The organism is Streptomyces anthophorae (assembly GCF_049310305.1).
Taxonomy (GTDB): domain Bacteria; phylum Actinomycetota; class Actinomycetes; order Streptomycetales; family Streptomycetaceae; genus Streptomyces.
Genome location: NZ_JBLWQQ010000001.1, coordinates 513,231 through 529,651 on the forward strand (window position 1 = coordinate 513,231; position 16,421 = coordinate 529,651).

The window sequence follows — 16,421 nt, forward strand, 5'->3', positions numbered from 1 at the left end:
TGGCTCACACCCCCCGCTGGGCGGCCGGCGTCACGCGCGCCAGGACCAGGTTGACGATCAGGTTGAAGCCGACGACGAGGACGATCGACACCACGAGCACTCCCTGTACGGCCGGTACGTCGCCGGCCTGTGCGGCGTCGTTGGCGAAGCGGCCGAAGCCCTGGAGGCCGAAGATCCATTCGGTGACGACGGAGGCGCCCACGAGGGCGGGGAACTTGAGGCCGAGGGTGGCGAGCGTCGGGCCGAGGGCGTTGCGCAGAACGTGGCCGAGGAAGATCCGCCGGGGGCTGAGGCCCCGGACCACGGCCCCGGTGACGTAGTTCTCGCGGGAGGCCGCGATCAGGCTCGTGCGCAGCTGGCGTGCCACGTCGGCGACGACGTCGCAGCTCAGCGCGAGCGCGGGCAGCAGGATGTGCAGGGACCACGGCCCGAAGCCCTGTGCGAGCGGTACGTATCCGGCGGACGGGAACCAGCCGAGGCCGACGGCGAAGACGGTGACCAGGACGATGCCGACGACGAACGCGGGCATCACCGAGATCACGGTGACGAAGCCGGTGACCGCCCGGTCGATCCAGGTGGTCCGGCGCAGCGCGGCCACGGTGCCGAGGACGAAGCCCAGGACCACGCCGATGACGAGTGCGGCGCCCGCCACGGACAGGCTCACCCCGAGGCCGGTCCCGATGAGGGTGGAGATGTCGGAGCCGTTGGTCCAGCTGGTGCCCAACTGGCCGTGCAGGACGCCGTTGAACCAGTCGCCGTACTGGGCGAGGAAGGGCCGGTCGAGTCCCCATTGGGCCTCGACGCGGGCGATGGCCTCAGGGGTCGCCTTCTCCCCCAGCTGGATGCGGGCCGGGCTGAGTCCGCTCATCGAGCGCAGCGCGAACGTCACGAACGTCGCCACCACGAAGACCGGGACGAAGATGGCGACGGAACGTCCGGCGGTGGCCAGGACTCGGCCGAGGACATGAGCGGTTCTGTTCTTCGTGCGGGGCATGCCGCTCACGCCCCGGGCTTGATGGTGACGCCGGTCCAGTCGATGTGGGCCGGGTTCTTCGGGAGTCCGGAGACCGTCTTGCTCTTGGCGATGAGGTTCGGCTGGGAGTACGTGAAGACCAGCGCCCTGCTGTGCAGCCCGGCGCGGGTCGCGGCCTGGAGGACCTTCGGGTAGTCGGGGGCGTCGATGCGGGTCTCGCGGACCTTGGCGATGGCGTCCTCGAAGCCCTTCGGCTCGTACGGAGTGCTGAGGTTGAGCGGTCCGTCGGGGCCGAAGTGCGCGGTGAGGGTCTGCGCGGCGGAGTCGCGCCCGGTCGTCGAGTACAGGGAGAACGTCAGGTCCTTGGCGAAGAACGGCGTCGCCCAGTTCTTGTCGATCTTGATGTTGACCTTGATGCCGACCTTGGCGAGCTGCGACTGGACGATCTCGGCGTCGGGCTGCTCCTCCGGGATGACGAGGTCGAGCTTGATGTCGCCCGCCTGATATCCGGCTTCAGAGAGCAACTTCTTCGACTTCGCGGGATCGTACGGGTAGGCGTTCGCCGACTTCGGGTCGTATGCCGCGTACCCCTTGGGGAACGGCTGGTCGGTGGCCTGTCCGTAGCCGAACGTCAGCTTGTCGACGAACTCCTGACGGTTGATCGCGTGCCGGACCGCGTCGACGACCTTGTCGTTGTCGAACGGCTTCTTGTTGACGTTCAGGCTGATGTTGGAGGCGTTGAATCCGGGCTGTACGAAGACGTCGAGTCCGGCCTTCTTGGCGGCGTCGGCCTGGCTCGGCTCGATGTCGGCGAAGTTGTAGACGCCGGTCTGGAGGCCGGAGACGACAGTGGAGGCGTCGGGTGCCGAGGTCAGTTCGACCTGGTCGATGTGGATGTTCTTGGCGTCCCAGTACTTCGGGTTCTTCTTCAGGACGGCCTTGGTGCCGGGGATGAGCTGGGTGACGGTGAACGGTCCGGCGCCAACCGGCTGCTGGTCGAGCTCGGCGGGCGATTCGGCCGCCTTGGGGCTGGCTATCTGGAGGACGCGCTGCCCGAGCAACTGCGGTATCTGGTAGTCGACTTGGTTCAGCTCGACGATCGCGTCGAGCCCCTTAGCGCGCACCGATTCGATCGAGGTGAGGTCCCCGAAGAGAGCGGAGTTCTTCTGCTTCTTGGCGCGTTCGATGGCCGCCTTCACGGCGGCGCCGTCGACGGGTTCGCCGTCGCTGAATTTCTGCCCCGGGCGCAGATGGAAGGTGATCCGGTCGCCGCGCTTGTTGTAGTCCCAGCTCTTGGCGAGGTCGGGGACCGCGTCGCCCTTCTCGTCGGTGCGTGTCAACGAGGCGTAGACCATGGAGAGTTCGCGGAACTGGGCGCCGCTGCCGCCGACCACCGGGTCCCAGTGGGTCGGGAAGTAGGTGGAGGTCCACTTCAGCGTGCCGCCCCCGCCCGTGGCCGAGGCGCTCTCGCCACCGCATCCACTGAGGGTGGAGACGAGGAGGAGGGCGGTCCCGGCGGCCGGGGCGGCGGCCTTCAGGGTTCGTCGGCGCGTTCTGGGCATGGGGCGTCCGGACATGAGTGTCTCTCTGCGACGGCTCCCGCGCTTCGAGGGCAGCGCGAAGGAGCGAAGGACAAGGCGCGCGCAGCCGCCCCGAGGGATGCACTTGGGCACACCGGTGGGCAGGGCGGAACGCGGTGAAGGAGGCATGACGGGGCAGGGGCTCGAAGAGCCGCCCGTCAGGAAGGAGCGTCCGAGGCGCCCTGAGTTCCCGGGGAAGCCCGGGGAGAGGGTTCAGGCGCGCGGGGAGCTACGCGGAGGGGAAGAGTGTCAGCGACAGAGTGCGCTGCACGTGCGCCGCAGGTCCACATAGCGGCACACCACGCCGGGGTGCGTCGTCAGCATGCTGCACATCCTGGCCCGCCCGAGCCCTGGCTGTCAATGGACACCAATTGGTGTCTCATCACGCGGGACGGCTCGATGTCGCTGGTCAACGCGGTGTCAGGAGGCTGGACTTGCCGCGGGACCGCGTCGCCGGATGCACCGCGGCCTCGCTCGGGCACAGCCACAGCGGTCCGTTCGCGGTGTCCGCACGGACGGCCTCCGGAGGTGGCCAGGGGCCGCTCGCCAGGGCCCTCCGCTCGGGTTCGGTCAGGGTGCGGTGGCGGCGCAGCGCCTCGCCTGCGGGCAGCGGCTCGGCCGGCGCCACCGGTTCGGGGCCCAGCTCCCGCACCGCGGCGACGTACTCGTCGTAGGGCCGCCACCCCGGCACCGCCCGATACCCTGCCGCCCCGCGCACGAGGACCGTGGGCAGCGCGTACCGCAGCTCCGTACCCTCGCCCGTCTCCTTGGCCGCGCCGGGGTGCGGCGAGTCTCCGGGCGGCGGCGCGAGCACCTCGGGCACCGGCCGTCGGGCCTCGGCGTGGTCGGCCAGGACCGCGCTCCGTACGGCTTCTGATGTGGCGTCATCGCGCAGGCGGTCGGCGTCGAGCCCGGGGACGTCGCGTACAGCGGCCAGGGCGAGGTCGAGCGTGTCGGCGGGCTCCCCCAGGACGAAGACCGTCTCGCGCAGGCGGCGCAGCGCCCGCGCGGCCGGCTCCTCCCCCTGGGCCTCCGCCGCCTTCGCCACGAGGGACGACGGCCAGGAGCTCGCCGCGACCCGGCTCAGGCGGGCGGCGTACGGGGCCCCGGTGTGCGCGCCGATCTCCTTGACGTAGCGCGCGTACCAGGCCGTCTCCGCCGCCGGGTCGGGAGCCGGGTCATCGACGTCGTCGAAGAGGATGCAGTACACGCGGCGCCAGCGGACGCGCCCCGCCAGCTCGTGCCGCAGCCTGCGGAAGGTCGGCTCGGAGCCCCAGGACCATGGGCACAGCGGGTCGGTGTACTCGACGACTTCGAGCGGTGCGGTCACCGGGTCGCCGCTCACGCGACCTCCTGGGAGGCCACCGGTTCGACCCCGGCCTCCGCAAGGAGCGACGCCACCGTCACCCCGCCGAGCACCGCGGCGGCGTCCGCCTCGATCCGCCGCCAGACCTCCGGCAGCCCGCGTGCGGCACCGGCGTAACCGAGCCCGGACAGGGGCTCGCCGCGCAGGGTGATCAGCTCGCCGTCGACGGCGCGGGTGACATCGAGCAGCGTGATGGCGTCGGCCGGCACACCGAGCCAGTACCCGCCCACACAGCCGCGCTGGCTGCGGACGAGCCCGGCCTTGCGCAGCTCGCCGACCACCGACTTGAGGAACCGGAACGGAATCCCCTGGGCGTCGGCGATGGCCTCGCAGGTGAGCGGCTGTTCGGGGGCGCGGGCAAGCTCGAGGAGTGCGCGCGTGGCGTAGTCCGCCTTCGCGGAGATATGCATGGCCACATGATGCCCGAAGAGCGCCGCGCGGCAAGGTCCCGCGCCCCCTCCGCCCGAACATTGCGGGAACATTGCCGCAGGTGAGAGCCAATGGACACCTCTTGACATCTTTTCTGTCGCCGCTCTAGCGTCGCCACCATGACCGAGCCGCTGACGACACCCGGTGAGGGCTTCCACCCCCATCTCCCCGACGCTCCGAACTCCCCTTCCGCTCCCCTGCGTTCGCGGCTGCACCACATCCGCGCCGACGCCCTGGACGGTGACACCGCGCAGAGCGGCGGCATGCGGCGCTTCGCCGCCGTCAGCGGGAACACGGTGGGCTCGGAGAAGCTGTGGATGGGCCAGACCCATGTCGCCCCGTCGACCGCGTCCTCCGACCACCACCACGGCGAGTCCGAGACCGCGATCTACGTGGTGAGCGGGCACCCCGAGTTCGTGTTCCTCGACGACTCGGGCTCCGGCGAGGAGGTCAGGCTGCGCACCTCCCCCGGCGACTACATCTTCGTCCCGCCCTACGTGCCGCACCGCGAGGAGAACCCCGACCCGTCCGACGAGGCCGTGGTCGTGATCGCCCGCAGCACGCAGGAGGCCATCGTGGTCAATCTGCCGAAGCTGTACGCGCTTTCGGATCCCGACGCATCCTGACCGGCTCTGCGAGGATGGCGCCATGAAATCGATCTCTTTCCCCGGCGCCAAGACGCCGTCCTCCAACGTCGTCCTGGGCCTGATGCGCATCGCGGACCTCGACGACAAGGCCGTCCGCGCCCTCTACGACAGCGCCCGCGACGCCGGGATCAACAGCTTCGACCACGCCGACATCTACGGGCCCACGCGGCACGCCTGCGAGGAGCGCTTCGGGCAGGCGGTCACGCTGAGCGCCGCGGAGCGCGAGTCGATCGTCATCCAGAGCAAGGTCGGCATCCGGCCCGGCTTCTTCGACTTCTCGCGTGAGCACATCCTGGCCACCGTCGACGAGTCGCTCGCGGCGCTGCGTACCGACTACCTCGACATGCTCCTGCTGCACCGCCCCGACACCCTCGTCGAGCCGGAGGAGGTCGCGGCGGCCTTCGACGAGCTGCACGCGGCGGGCAAGGTCGTGAACTTCGGTGTCTCCAACCACACGCCGGGACAGGTCGAGCTGCTGAAGTCGGCGGTGAACCAGCCGCTGGTCGCCAACCAGGTCCAACTGAGCATCACGCACGCTCCGTTGATCGCCCAGGGCATCGCCGCGAACATGGCGGGGCTCGACCAGTCGGTGAGCCGCGACAACGGGCTGCTCGACTACTCGCGGCTCAACAAGATGACCCTCCAGGCGTGGTCGCCGTTCCAGAAGGGCTTCTTCGACGGTGTCTTCATCGGCGACCGTGAGAACTACGCGGAGCTCAACACCGCGCTCGACGAACTGGCCGCGAAGTACGACGTGACGCCGACCGGCATCGCGGTCGCCTGGATCACCCGGCACCCGGCCGACATGCAGGTCGTGCTCGGCACCACCAACCCGGGTCGGGTCGCCGAGTCCGCGGCGGGCTCGGACATCCCGCTCACCCGCGAGGAGTGGTACCGGCTGTTCACCGCGGCCGGGCACACGCTGCCGTAGCCGCACCGGGCCCCGCCTTCTGCGGCGGGGCCCACCGCGCTCACTCGCAGTGCTCCCGCGAGCGCTCGCCGTCGGGCCGCGAGGCCACCGTCGCCGAGGAGCGCGACCCGACCGCCGGAGCGAGGAAGACGGCCACCGTGGTGAACGCGAGCACGACCACCATGGCCGTCCGCAGCCCGTAGTGGTCGCCGAGGAAACCGAGGCACGGCGGTCCGACGAGGAACGCGACGTAGCCGAGCATCGCCACCAGGCTCACCCGCGCCGCCGGGTTCTCGCCCGAGTCACCGGCCGCCGAGAGCGCGACGGGGAAGCCGAGCGAGGCACCGAGCCCCCAGAACAACACCGCCGCACCGGCGAGGACCGCGGAGTCGGAGAAGACGACCAGGGCGATGCCGAGCGTCGCCGACACGGCGCTGGCCCGCACGACCGGCCCCCGGCCGAGCCGCCCGATGAAGTGACCGCCGACGAAGCGGCCGATGGTCATGGCGGCGGCGAAGCCGGTGTAGACGGCGGAGCCGAGCGCGGGGTCCATGTCGTGGCCGTCGACCATGAGCAGCGGCAGCCAGTCGTTCGCGGCGCCCTCGGCGAGCGCCATGGCGAGGATGATGCCGCCGAGAAGCAGGAGTTGGCGGTCCCGCCACACCTTCGCCTTCGACGGGCCCTGCGCGGCGCCCGCCGTCTTCGAGCCGCCGACGGCCCTGCCCACGCCGTTGGGGACGGCCCGGATCGCGTACCCGAACATCGCGGTGGTGACCACGGCGACGGCGATCAGGTGCCACTGCACGGGGAACTCGACGGCCGTGCACAGGATGCCGACCGCCGCTCCCACGACCGTTCCCAGGCTGAAGAAGCCGTGCAGCGTCGGCAGGATCGTGCGCGCGGTGATCCGTTCCACCTCCGCGCCGTCGATGTTGATGGCGACCTCTCCCCCGCCCATTCCGGCGCCGAAGAGGAGCAGCCCCGCGGTGACGAGGGGCGCGGAGGACGCCATCGCACCGAGGCCGATGACCGCCATGCTGAAGGTGATCAGTACCGTCGCCACGCCCATGACGGGCCGTGAGCCGAACCGGGCGACGAGCGCGCCGGAGCACAGGATGCCGAGCATCGAGCCGACCGAGAGCCCGAAGAGGACGAGGCCCATCTGCGCGGTCGAAGCGCCCAGTTGGTCGCGGACGTCGGGGGTGCGCGTCACCCACGACGACATCGACAGGCCGGGTATGAGGAAGAAGAGGAACAGTGCCGTCCGCCTGCGGCGGGTGTCCAGGTCCATCGGTAGCGTGCTCTCTCTCGCGGGGAGGCCGAGAAAGGATCATAGGGGCGGCACCCGCCGGTCGTGGCGGGTGCCGCCCCTACAGGCGGTGGGAGGGTGTCGCTACGCCTCCGGGTGCGCCAGCCGGATGTCGAGATCACCCGGCTCCGCATCGCCCACCCGCAGCGTCTGCGCGGCCGGCGGGTACCCCGTCGCGATGACCGAGTAGTCGCCCGCGTCGAGGTCGGTGAAGGCGTACGCGCCGTCCGCGCCGGTGGTCGTCGTGGCGATGACGTTGCCCGCCGCGTCGACCAGGGTGACCCGGGCGTCGGCCAGCGGGCCGTCCTCCGTGCCCGCGCGGACCACGCCCTGTACCCGCTTGCCGACCCCGAGCACGAGCTCGACCTGCGTCACGCCCTGCGCGCCGGTCTCCACCTGCTGCGCCGTCGGCCGGAAGCCGGGGGCGTTGACGGCGAGCGTGAACAGGCCGTTCACCAGGCCGCCGCAGGCGAAGTCGCCGTGCAGTCCGGTGCGCGCCGTGGCCACGACCTCGCCGCGGACATCGGTCACCACGACCAGTGCCTCGGGCACCGGACGGCCGCCGGACTCGCGCACCAGGCCCGCGAGTCCGCCGGTGCCGGTGAGCAGGATGTCGTGGGAGAGGAGTTCCCCGTCCACGGTGACCGTCGAGGCCTGCGGCTGGTGCCCGTCGGCCGCGACGATCAGCACGTAGGTGCCCGCACCGGGTACGTCGAGGCTGTAGGAGCCGCCGGAGTCGGTGACGGAGCGGCTGATCTGCCGGCCGCCCGTCGAGATCAGCGTGATCGCGGCGCGGGCCACGACCTCGCCGCCGCCGGTGCGGACGGTGCCGAGGATGCCGTTGCCGTTCGGGGTGAACGAGCGGGCTCCGTCGGCCTCCGGGGTGGACGCGGTCACGAGGTGCTTGCGCGGCTGCGCCTCGCCCTGCGCGCCGACCGAGGCCGTGACGAGCTCGCGCTCCGGCTCGGCGGGGTGCGGGACGGCGCCGCCCGGCACCTCGTCGGCGGGCCGGGCCGCGCGGGCCTCGTCGAGTTCACGCAGGCCCTCGCCCTCGACGTCGACGTTGGGCAGCGCGCGGTCGAGCCACTTGGGCAGCCACCAGGCGCCGCGCCCGATGAGCGCGAGGACCGCCGGGACGATGGCCATGCGCACGATGAACGCGTCGAAGAAGACGGCGACGGCGAGCCCGAAGCCGATCATCTTGATCATGGATTCGGTGGAGCCGATGAAACCCGCGAACACGGCCATCATGATGACCGCGGCCGCCGTGACCACGCGGGCGCTGTACCGGAACCCGGTGACGATCGCCTCCTTGGCGGTCTCCCCGTGGACGTACGCCTCGCGCATCCGCGTCACGAGGAAGACCTCGTAGTCCATCGCGAGTCCGAAGACGACGCCCACCATGAAGATCGGCATCATCGACATCACGGGCCCGGTCTCCTCGACGCCCATGAGGTCGGCGAGCCAGCCCCACTGGAAGACGGCGACGACGGCTCCGAGCGCGGCGAGGACGGACAGCAGGAAGCCGAGCGCGGCCTTCAGCGGCACCAGGATCGAGCGGAAGACGACGATGAGGAGCAGGAAGGCGAGGCCGACGACGAGCGCGAGGTAGGGAAGGAGCGCGTCGTTGAGCTTCTGCGACACGTCGATGTTCATCGCGGTGGAGCCGGTGACCATCAGCTCGGCGCCCGAGTCGGCCTTGATGCCGTCACCCGCGTCGCGGATGTTGTGCACCAGGTCCTCGGTGTCCGTCGAGGTCGGCTTGGACTTCGGGACGACGCTGAGCATCGCGGTGTCACCGGACTTGTTGAACGTCGCCGGGGTCACCACGGCGACGTCGTCGAGACCCTTGACGGTCTTGGTGACATCGGCGACGGCGGACTTCGGCCGATCGCTGTCCTTGGCGTCGACGACGACCATCAGCGGCCCGTTGAAGCCGGGACCGAAGCCCTCGGAGAGCAGGTCGTAGGCCTTGCGCTGCGTGGTGTCGGTGGGCTGCGAACCGTCGTCGGGCAGGCCGAGTTCGAGGGACGCGGCCGGTACGGCGGCCGTGCCCAGGGCGATCACACCGAGCAGCAGCACGGCGACCGGGTGCCTGACGACGAGGCGCGCCCAGCGGGTGCCCAGGGCGGGCTTGGGCTCGGCGTGCTCTGCGTGGACGTGGCCCTGCTCCTGTGCCTTGTTCTCCGCCTTGCGCTGCTTGCGCCTGCTCTTGGCGCCCGCGGGGCGCACCCGGCGCCGGGCGATGCCGAGCAGGGCGGGGATCAGGGTCAGCGCGACGAGCACGGCGACGACGACGGTTCCGGCGGCCGCGAAGCCCATCTTCGTCAGCATCGGGATGTTCACGACGGCGAGGCCGACGAGGGCGATGACGACGGTCAGTCCCGCGAAGACGACGGCGGATCCGGCGGTACCGGCGGCCCGTCCGGCGGCTTCCTCGCGCTCGCGGCCCTCGGCCAGTTCGGCTCGATACCGGGACACGATGAACAGCGCGTAGTCGATGCCGACCGCGAGGCCGATCATCATCGCGAGCGTCGACGTCGTCGAGTCCAGGTCGAGCGGCTTGGCGAGCGCGGTGATGGCGGAGACGCCGATGCCGACGCCGAACAGCGCGGAGACCAGCGGCAGTCCTGCCGCGATCAGCGAGCCGAGGGTGATCACGAGGACGACGGCCGCGACCACGACGCCGATGACCTCGGTCGAGCCGGTCTCGGGCACCGCCTGCAACGCGTCGCCGCCGACCTCGACGGTCAGACCTTCGTCACGGGCGTCCTGCGCCGTGTCCTTCAGCGCATCGCGCGAGGACTCCTCCAGCTCCATGCCGGAGACCTTGTACGACACCTGCGTGTACGCGATGGTGCCGTCGCGGCTGACCGACTTGGACCGATACGGGTCGGTCGCGCTCTGGACCTCGGAGCCGCCGCCGAGTTCCTTGACGGTGTCGCGCACGAGGCGCTGGTTGGTGGCGGAGGTGATCTTCTCGCCGTCCGGGGCCCTGAACACGACGCGCGCGGTGGCGCCGTCGGCGCTGGCGCCGGGGAACCGGTCCTCCAGCAGGTCGAAGGCCTTCTGGGCCTCGGTGCCCGGGATGGAGAAGGAGGAGGATGCGGCAGTAGGGGCCTGGGAGGCGCCCACGCCCACGGCGGCGAGGACCACCACCCAGAAGAGGGCGACGAAGTACCGTCGCCTGAAGGCGAATCGGCCCATTTTGTAGAGGAATCGAGCCACGAGGGCGTACTCCCGGTCAGGTCGTATGTGGTGCTGGGCAGGGGACTTCGGCCCGACGACGGTGAGCGGTGGCGTCAGGTGTGGGGGAAATCTGGGGTGTGTACGGGGGGATCAGGCGCAGAGGGCGGGGAGGACCACTGCGTCGATGTATGAGATGAGGTACTCCTGGGTGGGCGGCAGTTCGTCGATCACACCGCGGGTCGCCATCGCGCCGACCATCATGTGCAGCGTGTAGTCCCTCGCCGGGTTGTCCTCGCGGATCTCGCCCCGGGCGACGGCTCTCTGGAGGACCTGGTCCAGCTCCTCCAGCTCCGGTTCGATCAGCAACTCCCGGAACGCGCGCAGCAGATCCGGGTCGCTGTGCATCGCCATGGCGAGTCCCCGCATCAGCGCGGTCGACTCCTCGACGGAACAGTCGTCGTGCCGGTGGGCGAGCGTGTGCAGGTCACCGCGGAGGGTGCCGGTGTCGATCTGGGCGATGTCGACCGGCTTGTGGTGCCGCATCGCCTTCACGACGAGCGCGGCCTTCCCGCCCCACTGGCGGTAGAGCGTGGCCTTGCTGGACCGCGTGCGGGCCGCGACGGCATCCATGGTCAGCGCGTCGTACCCGACTTCACGCAGCAGCCCGAGCACGGCGTCGTACAACTCCGCCTCGCGCTCCGCCGTCATGCGTCTGCGCCGCACGGCGGTGCCGGTCCCACTCACGTGCTGCTCCCCCTCACGGCCGTGCCGAACGAAACGGTTTCGTACGACGGCAGACTAACCCGCCACCGCAATGAAACGAAACCGTTTCGTACGTGGCCCGGGTCACGCCGTGTGCGAAGGTGAAGCCCCATGAGCGAGATGTTCGAATGCGCATGGCGCGACCCGGTCTCCGACGAGGAGATGGTCGGTCTCGTGCGGTCCCACGGCGGCAATGACGTCGCCGGCTGGTGGACCAAGATCCAGAAGTACAGCCTCGGCTGGGCCACGGCCCGCGACGCGGACGGGCTGCTCGTCGGCTTCGTGAACGTGGCATGGGACGGCGGCGACCACGCCTTCCTGATCGACGCCAAGACCCGGGGCACACACCAGCGGCGCGGCATCGGCACGGCGGTCGTGCGCCTCGCGGCGTCCCGGGCGCGGGAGTCGGGCTGCGAGTGGCTGCACGTCGACTTCGAGCCCGGACTCCGCGACTTCTACTTCGAGGCGTGCGGATTCAGACCCACCGAGGCGGGCCTGATCCACCTGCGCCCGTAGGGCTCAGCCCTTGGCGCGCCCCCTCTCGCGCAGCGAGGCGACGGTCACCCCGGGAGAGAGCCGCCCCTCGGTCACCTTGAGCTGAATGATCGCCGCGCGGCCGCAGGTCAGCGCGCGCTCCAGGGCCGGGGCGAACTCCTCGGTCTCCGTGACCGTTTCGCCGTGGGCGCCGAAGGCCTGAGCGTACGCGGCGAAGTCCGGGTTGCCGAGGGCCGTGCCGCTGACCCGGCCCGGGTACTCCCGCTCCTGGTGCGCTCGGATCGTGCCGTACTGGGAGTTGTCCAGGACGAGGATCAGCGGGGCCGCGCCCTCCGCCACTGCGGTGGCGAGTTCCTGTCCGTTCATCAGGAAGCAGCCGTCCCCCGCGACGGAGACGACGCGGCGGTCCGGGTGTGCGATGGCGGCCGACACCGCGGCGGGCACGCCGTAGCCCATCGAACCGTTGCGCGGGCCGAGTTGACGCATGCCGTCGCGGTACGTGAGGAAGCGCTGCGCCCAGATGGCATGGTTGCCCGCGCCGAAGGTGACGATGGTGTCGTCCGGAAGCCGGGTGTCGAGATGCGCGAAGACCTGCCCGAGGTCGAGCGGGTCGCCGTCCGGCTCCGGTGTGCGGGTGGCCAGGTGCGCGGCCCGTGCCTCCTTGGTGCGCTCCGCCCAGGGCACGGGCGAGGCGGGTCGCAGGGTGCGTATCGCGGCGCCGAAGGCCTCGGGGGCGGCGAGCAGGGTGAGTTCGGCGCGGTGGACGACGCCGGGCGGCTGCGCCTCGGGGAGCACCTGCACCAGGCGCGGGCCCGCCGTGTCCTCGCCCACCGTGGGCAGCGAGCGGTAGCCGTCCGTCGTGACGTCTCCCGGCGCCGCGCCGACGCTCACCAGCAGGTCCGCCTCGCGCACCCGCTCGGAGAGCGCCCTGGCCCGCCCGTAGCCGAGGTTGCCGACGTAGACCTCGGCCTCGTTGTCCAGCAGGTCCTGGCAGCGGAAGTCCACGGCGACGGGCAGCGACCAGGCCTCGGCCCAGGCGCGTACGTCGGCGCGCGCCCGGTCCGTCCAGCGGCTGCCGCCGAGCAGCACCAGCGGACGCTCGGCCGCACTCAACAGGCCTTCCAGGATGGCCAGTTCCTCGGCCGACACCCCGCCGTGCGGAACCGGCAGCGGCGTGGCGTCGGCGACCTCGACGACGTCCGTCAGCATGTCCTCCGGCAGCCCGAGAACCACGGGCCCCGGCCGTCCGCTGCTCGCGACGGCGAAGGCGCGGGCCACGTACTCGGGGATGCGGGCCGCGTCGTCGATGGTCTCGACGAGCTTGGCGTTGGTACCGAACGTGCCGCGCAGGTCCAGCTCCTGGAACGCGTGCCGGTCGGTGTGGCCGCGCGGCACGAGCCCGATGAACAGGACGAGCGGGGTGGCGTCCTGGTGGGCGGTGTGCAGGGCGACCAGCGCGTTGGTGGCGCCCGGCCCCCGGGTCGTGAAGCACACACCAGGGCGCCCGCTGAGCTTTCCGGAGGCCTCGGCCATGTATCCGGCGCCGCCCTCGTGGCGGCACACCACCATGCGGACCGGTGAGTCGTGCAGGGCGTCGAGGACGGCGAGGTAGCTCTCGCCGGGCACGCCGTAGACGGTGTCGACGTCGTGGGCCCGGAGCTGGTCGACGAGGACCTGGCCGCCGGTGCGGGCAAGACGGTGCGGGGTCATGCGGGAACCTTTGCGTTCAGTGTGTCGCTGGAGGGAAGGGAGCCGTGCCGGCGCAGCACCGTGCCGGCCGCGACGGACCCGGCGACGGTGCAGGCGGCCACGCCGACGAGGAGCAGCGCGGCGCCCCAGGAGGCGCCGCCCGCCGCGCCGGTGACCGAGGCCGCGACGAGCGGGATGAAGCCGCCCAGGACCCCGGCGAGGTTGTACGACATGGCGACGGCGCTGTAGCGGAACTCCTCGGGGAAGAGCGAGGCGACGACCGCGCCGATCGGTCCGTACGGGATGGACAGCGCGCCGATGCCGAGCGCGACGCCGAGGTACACCAGCGGGGTCTGCTTGGTGTCGACGAGCCAGAAGGCGGGGAACGCGGCCACCATCGTGACGGCGGCGCCGATGGCACACACCTTCCACGAGCCGATGCGGTCGGCGAGCCGTCCGCCGGCGATGATGACGGCGATCTCGACGACGGCGCCGACCACGGTGGCGTTGAGCATCGTCTGTTTGTCGATGCCGAGTTCACCGGTGCCGTAGCTGATGATGAACGTCGTCATGAGGAAGAAGCCGCCGACGCCGAGGAGTGCGGCCCCGACGCCGACGATCATGCGGCCCCAGGTGCGGCGGAACGCCTCGAGGAGCGGCGCGGGCGGCGGCCCATTGCGCTCGGCGTCGTCCTGCATGGCGCGGAAGACCGGGGACTCCTCGATGCGTACGCGCAGGTAGAGCGCGAAGCCGAGGAGCGGGAACGCGGCGAGGAACGGCAGCCGCCAGCCCCAGGAGTAGAAGGCGTCGTCGGGCAGCATGCCGACGAGGGCGAAGGCACCGCTGGACATCAACGTGCCGACCGGCGAGCCGAGTTGGGGCACGGAGGAGTAGCTGCCGTGCTTCTCCTTCGGGGTGTGTTCCAGGGTGAGCAGCATCGCCCCGGACCACTCGCCGCCGACGGAGATGCCCTGGACGAAGCGCAGGACGGTGAGCAGGGCCGGCGCCCAGATGCCGATGGTGTCGTACGAGGGCAGCAGGCCGATGCAGCCGGTAGTGGCTCCCATCATGACGACGGTGATGATGAGGGACACCTTGCGCCCGTAGCGGTCGCCGATGTGGCCGAAGATCGCGGCGCCGATGGGCCGGGCGACGAACCCGACGGCGAAGGTGCCGAAGGAGGCGAGGGTGCCGGCCGCCGCGCTGAGGTCGGTGAAGAAGAGCTTGTTGAAGACGAGCGCGGCGGCGGTGCCGTAGAGGAAGTAGTCGTACCACTCCAGGGCGGTGCCGCTGAAGGCTCCGAACAACAGCCTTCTGATGTCCTTGATCGGGGGCTTCGCTGTGGTGCTCACGGGGTCTCCTGGGGAGGGGCGGCCTGGGTGGCCGGAGCGGAAGGGGGACCGTGGCGTGCGGGAGTGCGGGTGAGATGGTGCGGATCGTGGGCGGGGTCGCCGCCCACGACGGTGGCGAGGACGCCGATCGCGCCGATGCGGTCGGGGTCCGTGCGGACGGGGTCGCCGTCCAGGACGGTGAGGTCGGCCAGATACCCGGGGGCGAGCCGCCCCTTGCGTCCGCCGAAGCCGGTGGCGAGGGCCGAGCCCTCGGTCCAAGCGCGCAGCGCGGCGAGGGCGGGAACGCCTTCGTCGGGACCGTACGGCACCTTTGTTTCGGTCAGGCGCGCGACCATCGACTGGATCGCGGGCAGCGGCGCGCCCGGTGCCACCGGCCGGTCGGAGCTGCCGGGGACGGGCAGCCCGAGGTCGAGGAACGAGCGCATGCGGTACGACCAGCCGGTGCGCTCGGGACCGAGCGCGGCGGCCATGGCGTCGCCGAAGGTGTGCAGGAAGTTGTGCTGCGGGACGGGCACGACGTCGAGTTCCGCGAAGCGGGCGAGCTGTTCGGGGCGGACGACACCGGCGTGCTCGATGCGGTGGCGGACGCCGGGGCGCGGCCGTTCCTTGTGGGCGCGGGCCAAGGCGTCGAGGGCCAGGTCGACGGCGCGGTCGCCGATGGCGTGCGCGGCCACCGTCCAGCCGGAGCGGTGCGCGGCGACCACGAGGTCGGTCATGGACCCTGCGTCGCCCTGGAAGTAGCCGGTGGGACGCTCCTCGTTGTGGGGACACCCGCAGAAGGGCTCCGTGACGGCCGCCGTCCTTCCCAGCAGCGAGCCGTCCAGGAAGATCTTGACCGGGCCGAGGGAGAGCGTGTCGTCGCCGAAGCCGGTGCGCATGCCGAGGTCGAGGCCGAGCGTGATGTCGTCGTCGGCGTGCGCGGCCAGCGGGTGCAGCACGTCGGATGCGGCCATCACCTGGGCCCGGGTGTGCAATCGACCGGTCTCCCGTGCGAGTTGGTAGGCGGCCAGCTCGACCGGAGTCTGGCCGATCCAGCCGCCGCCGATCCCGGCCTCGGTGAAGCTGGTGACACCTTCGGTGAGGTAGTGCCGGGTCGCCGCTCCGACGGCGTCGGCGACGGTCTCCACCGGGTACGGCAGCACCTGGCGCTGCGCGAGGCTCTGGGCGGTCTCCTCCAACAGGCCGTCGGGGCGGGCGTGTTCGTCGCGGGAGACGACTCCGCCGTCCGGGTCCCGGAAGCCGTCCTCCAGGGCTCCCGCCGCGTGCAGCACGGGTGTGTTGACGACGCAGGCGTGCCCGGAGGTGTGCTTGATCCAGACGGGCCGGCCGCCCGCCGCGCGGTCGAGGGCGTCGCGGTGCGGCCAGACGCCGCCGAGGTTGTTGTGGTCGAGCCCGGCGCCCAGCACCCAGGCGTCCGGAGCTAGGCCTTCGGCGTGCCGGGCCACGGCGGCGTACACGTCGTCGACGGAGCGGGCCGTGGAGACGTCGAGCTGGGTGAGGTTGAGTCCGAACCAGGCGGTGTGACAGTGCGCGTCGTTGAAGCCGGGGACGACGGTGGCGCCGCCCGCGTCGAGAACCCTGCGGGCGCCGAGCCCGGCCACGTCCTCGTCGAGTCCGACGACAACTCCGTTGAGCACGCCGAGGGTTGAGGCGGTCGGCCGGTCGGGGTCGAGGGTGCGGACACGGGCGTTGCGGACGAGCAGATCGAGCTGCATACGGG

Annotated in this window: 13 protein-coding genes and 1 pseudogene; 3 read left to right on the top strand and 11 right to left on the bottom strand. The window is 71.3% G+C overall.

Annotated features, from left to right (window positions below; all coding sequences use genetic code 11):
• Window positions 1-4: 4 nt before the first annotated feature.
• The 4 genes from ACNYS0_RS02270 to ACNYS0_RS02285 all read right to left on the bottom strand — a co-directional run bounded on the left by ACNYS0_RS02270 (window position 5) and on the right by ACNYS0_RS02285 (window position 4,329).
• A complete protein-coding gene (locus ACNYS0_RS02270; protein ID WP_422470917.1) occupies window positions 5-994 on the bottom strand; it encodes an ABC transporter permease in 990 nt (329 codons plus the stop codon).
• Window positions 995-999: 5 nt separating this feature from the next.
• Entirely contained in the window at window positions 1,000-2,535 is a 1,536-nt protein-coding gene (locus ACNYS0_RS02275) for an ABC transporter substrate-binding protein (RefSeq protein WP_422470918.1), read from the bottom strand.
• Between the two features lie 427 nt (window positions 2,536-2,962).
• Window positions 2,963-3,898 (bottom strand): DsbA family oxidoreductase, encoded by a 936-nt coding sequence (locus ACNYS0_RS02280; protein ID WP_422470919.1) that lies wholly within the window; start codon window positions 3,896-3,898, stop codon window positions 2,963-2,965.
• The gene (locus ACNYS0_RS02285; protein ID WP_422470920.1) at window positions 3,895-4,329 is read right to left on the bottom strand and encodes an RrF2 family transcriptional regulator; all 435 of its coding nucleotides are present in this window, start codon (window positions 4,327-4,329) and stop codon (window positions 3,895-3,897) included. Before ACNYS0_RS02285 ends, ACNYS0_RS02280 begins: the two co-directional genes overlap by 4 nt.
• Before the next feature lie 138 nt (window positions 4,330-4,467).
• Between ACNYS0_RS02285 and ACNYS0_RS02290 the strand changes: the two genes are divergently transcribed.
• Together ACNYS0_RS02290 and ACNYS0_RS02295 are read left to right on the top strand one after the other, a co-directional pair.
• On the top strand, window positions 4,468-4,974 hold the full coding sequence (locus ACNYS0_RS02290) for a cupin domain-containing protein (RefSeq protein ID WP_422470921.1): 507 nt from the start codon (window positions 4,468-4,470) through the stop codon (window positions 4,972-4,974).
• A gap of 22 nt (window positions 4,975-4,996) precedes the next feature.
• Window positions 4,997-5,926, top strand: coding sequence for an aldo/keto reductase (locus ACNYS0_RS02295; RefSeq protein ID WP_422470922.1), 930 nt, complete (start codon window positions 4,997-4,999; stop codon window positions 5,924-5,926).
• Between the two features lie 40 nt (window positions 5,927-5,966).
• Here ACNYS0_RS02295 and ACNYS0_RS02300 read toward each other — a convergent pair whose 3' ends face one another.
• The 4 genes and pseudogenes from ACNYS0_RS02300 to ACNYS0_RS02315 form a co-directional block, all read right to left on the bottom strand.
• Complete coding sequence (locus ACNYS0_RS02300; protein ID WP_422470923.1) at window positions 5,967-7,196, bottom strand: MFS transporter; 1,230 nt, start codon at window positions 7,194-7,196, stop codon at window positions 5,967-5,969.
• Window positions 7,197-7,298: 102 nt separating this feature from the next.
• The gene (locus ACNYS0_RS02305; protein ID WP_422482425.1) at window positions 7,299-8,210 is read right to left on the bottom strand and encodes an MSCRAMM family protein; all 912 of its coding nucleotides are present in this window, start codon (window positions 8,208-8,210) and stop codon (window positions 7,299-7,301) included.
• 27 nt (window positions 8,211-8,237) lie between these two features.
• Window positions 8,238-10,442, bottom strand: a pseudogene (locus ACNYS0_RS02310) (MMPL family transporter); the annotation flags it as partial.
• A 111-nt stretch (window positions 10,443-10,553) separates the two neighbouring features.
• A complete protein-coding gene (locus tag ACNYS0_RS02315; protein WP_422470924.1) occupies window positions 10,554-11,147 on the bottom strand; it encodes a TetR/AcrR family transcriptional regulator in 594 nt (197 codons plus the stop codon).
• Between the two features lie 129 nt (window positions 11,148-11,276).
• Between ACNYS0_RS02315 and ACNYS0_RS02320 the strand changes: the two genes are divergently transcribed.
• Window positions 11,277-11,681, top strand: a complete 405-nt coding sequence (locus tag ACNYS0_RS02320; protein WP_422470925.1) for a GNAT family N-acetyltransferase — start codon at window positions 11,277-11,279, stop codon at window positions 11,679-11,681.
• A 3-nt stretch (window positions 11,682-11,684) separates the two neighbouring features.
• Here the strand turns inward: ACNYS0_RS02320 and ACNYS0_RS02325 are convergent, their stop codons facing one another.
• Genes ACNYS0_RS02325 through ACNYS0_RS02335 form a run of 3 tightly spaced genes read right to left on the bottom strand, consistent with a single transcriptional unit; the run spans window position 11,685 to window position 16,416 of the window.
• The gene (locus tag ACNYS0_RS02325; protein WP_422470926.1) at window positions 11,685-13,370 is read right to left on the bottom strand and encodes a thiamine pyrophosphate-dependent enzyme; all 1,686 of its coding nucleotides are present in this window, start codon (window positions 13,368-13,370) and stop codon (window positions 11,685-11,687) included.
• Complete coding sequence (locus ACNYS0_RS02330) at window positions 13,367-14,701, bottom strand: MFS transporter (RefSeq protein ID WP_422470927.1); 1,335 nt, start codon at window positions 14,699-14,701, stop codon at window positions 13,367-13,369. The genes ACNYS0_RS02325 and ACNYS0_RS02330 overlap by 4 nt, the downstream gene beginning before the upstream one ends.
• Window positions 14,698-16,416 (bottom strand): amidohydrolase, encoded by a 1,719-nt coding sequence (locus ACNYS0_RS02335; RefSeq protein ID WP_422470928.1) that lies wholly within the window; start codon window positions 16,414-16,416, stop codon window positions 14,698-14,700. Before ACNYS0_RS02335 ends, ACNYS0_RS02330 begins: the two co-directional genes overlap by 4 nt.
• Window positions 16,417-16,421: the final 5 nt, after the last annotated feature.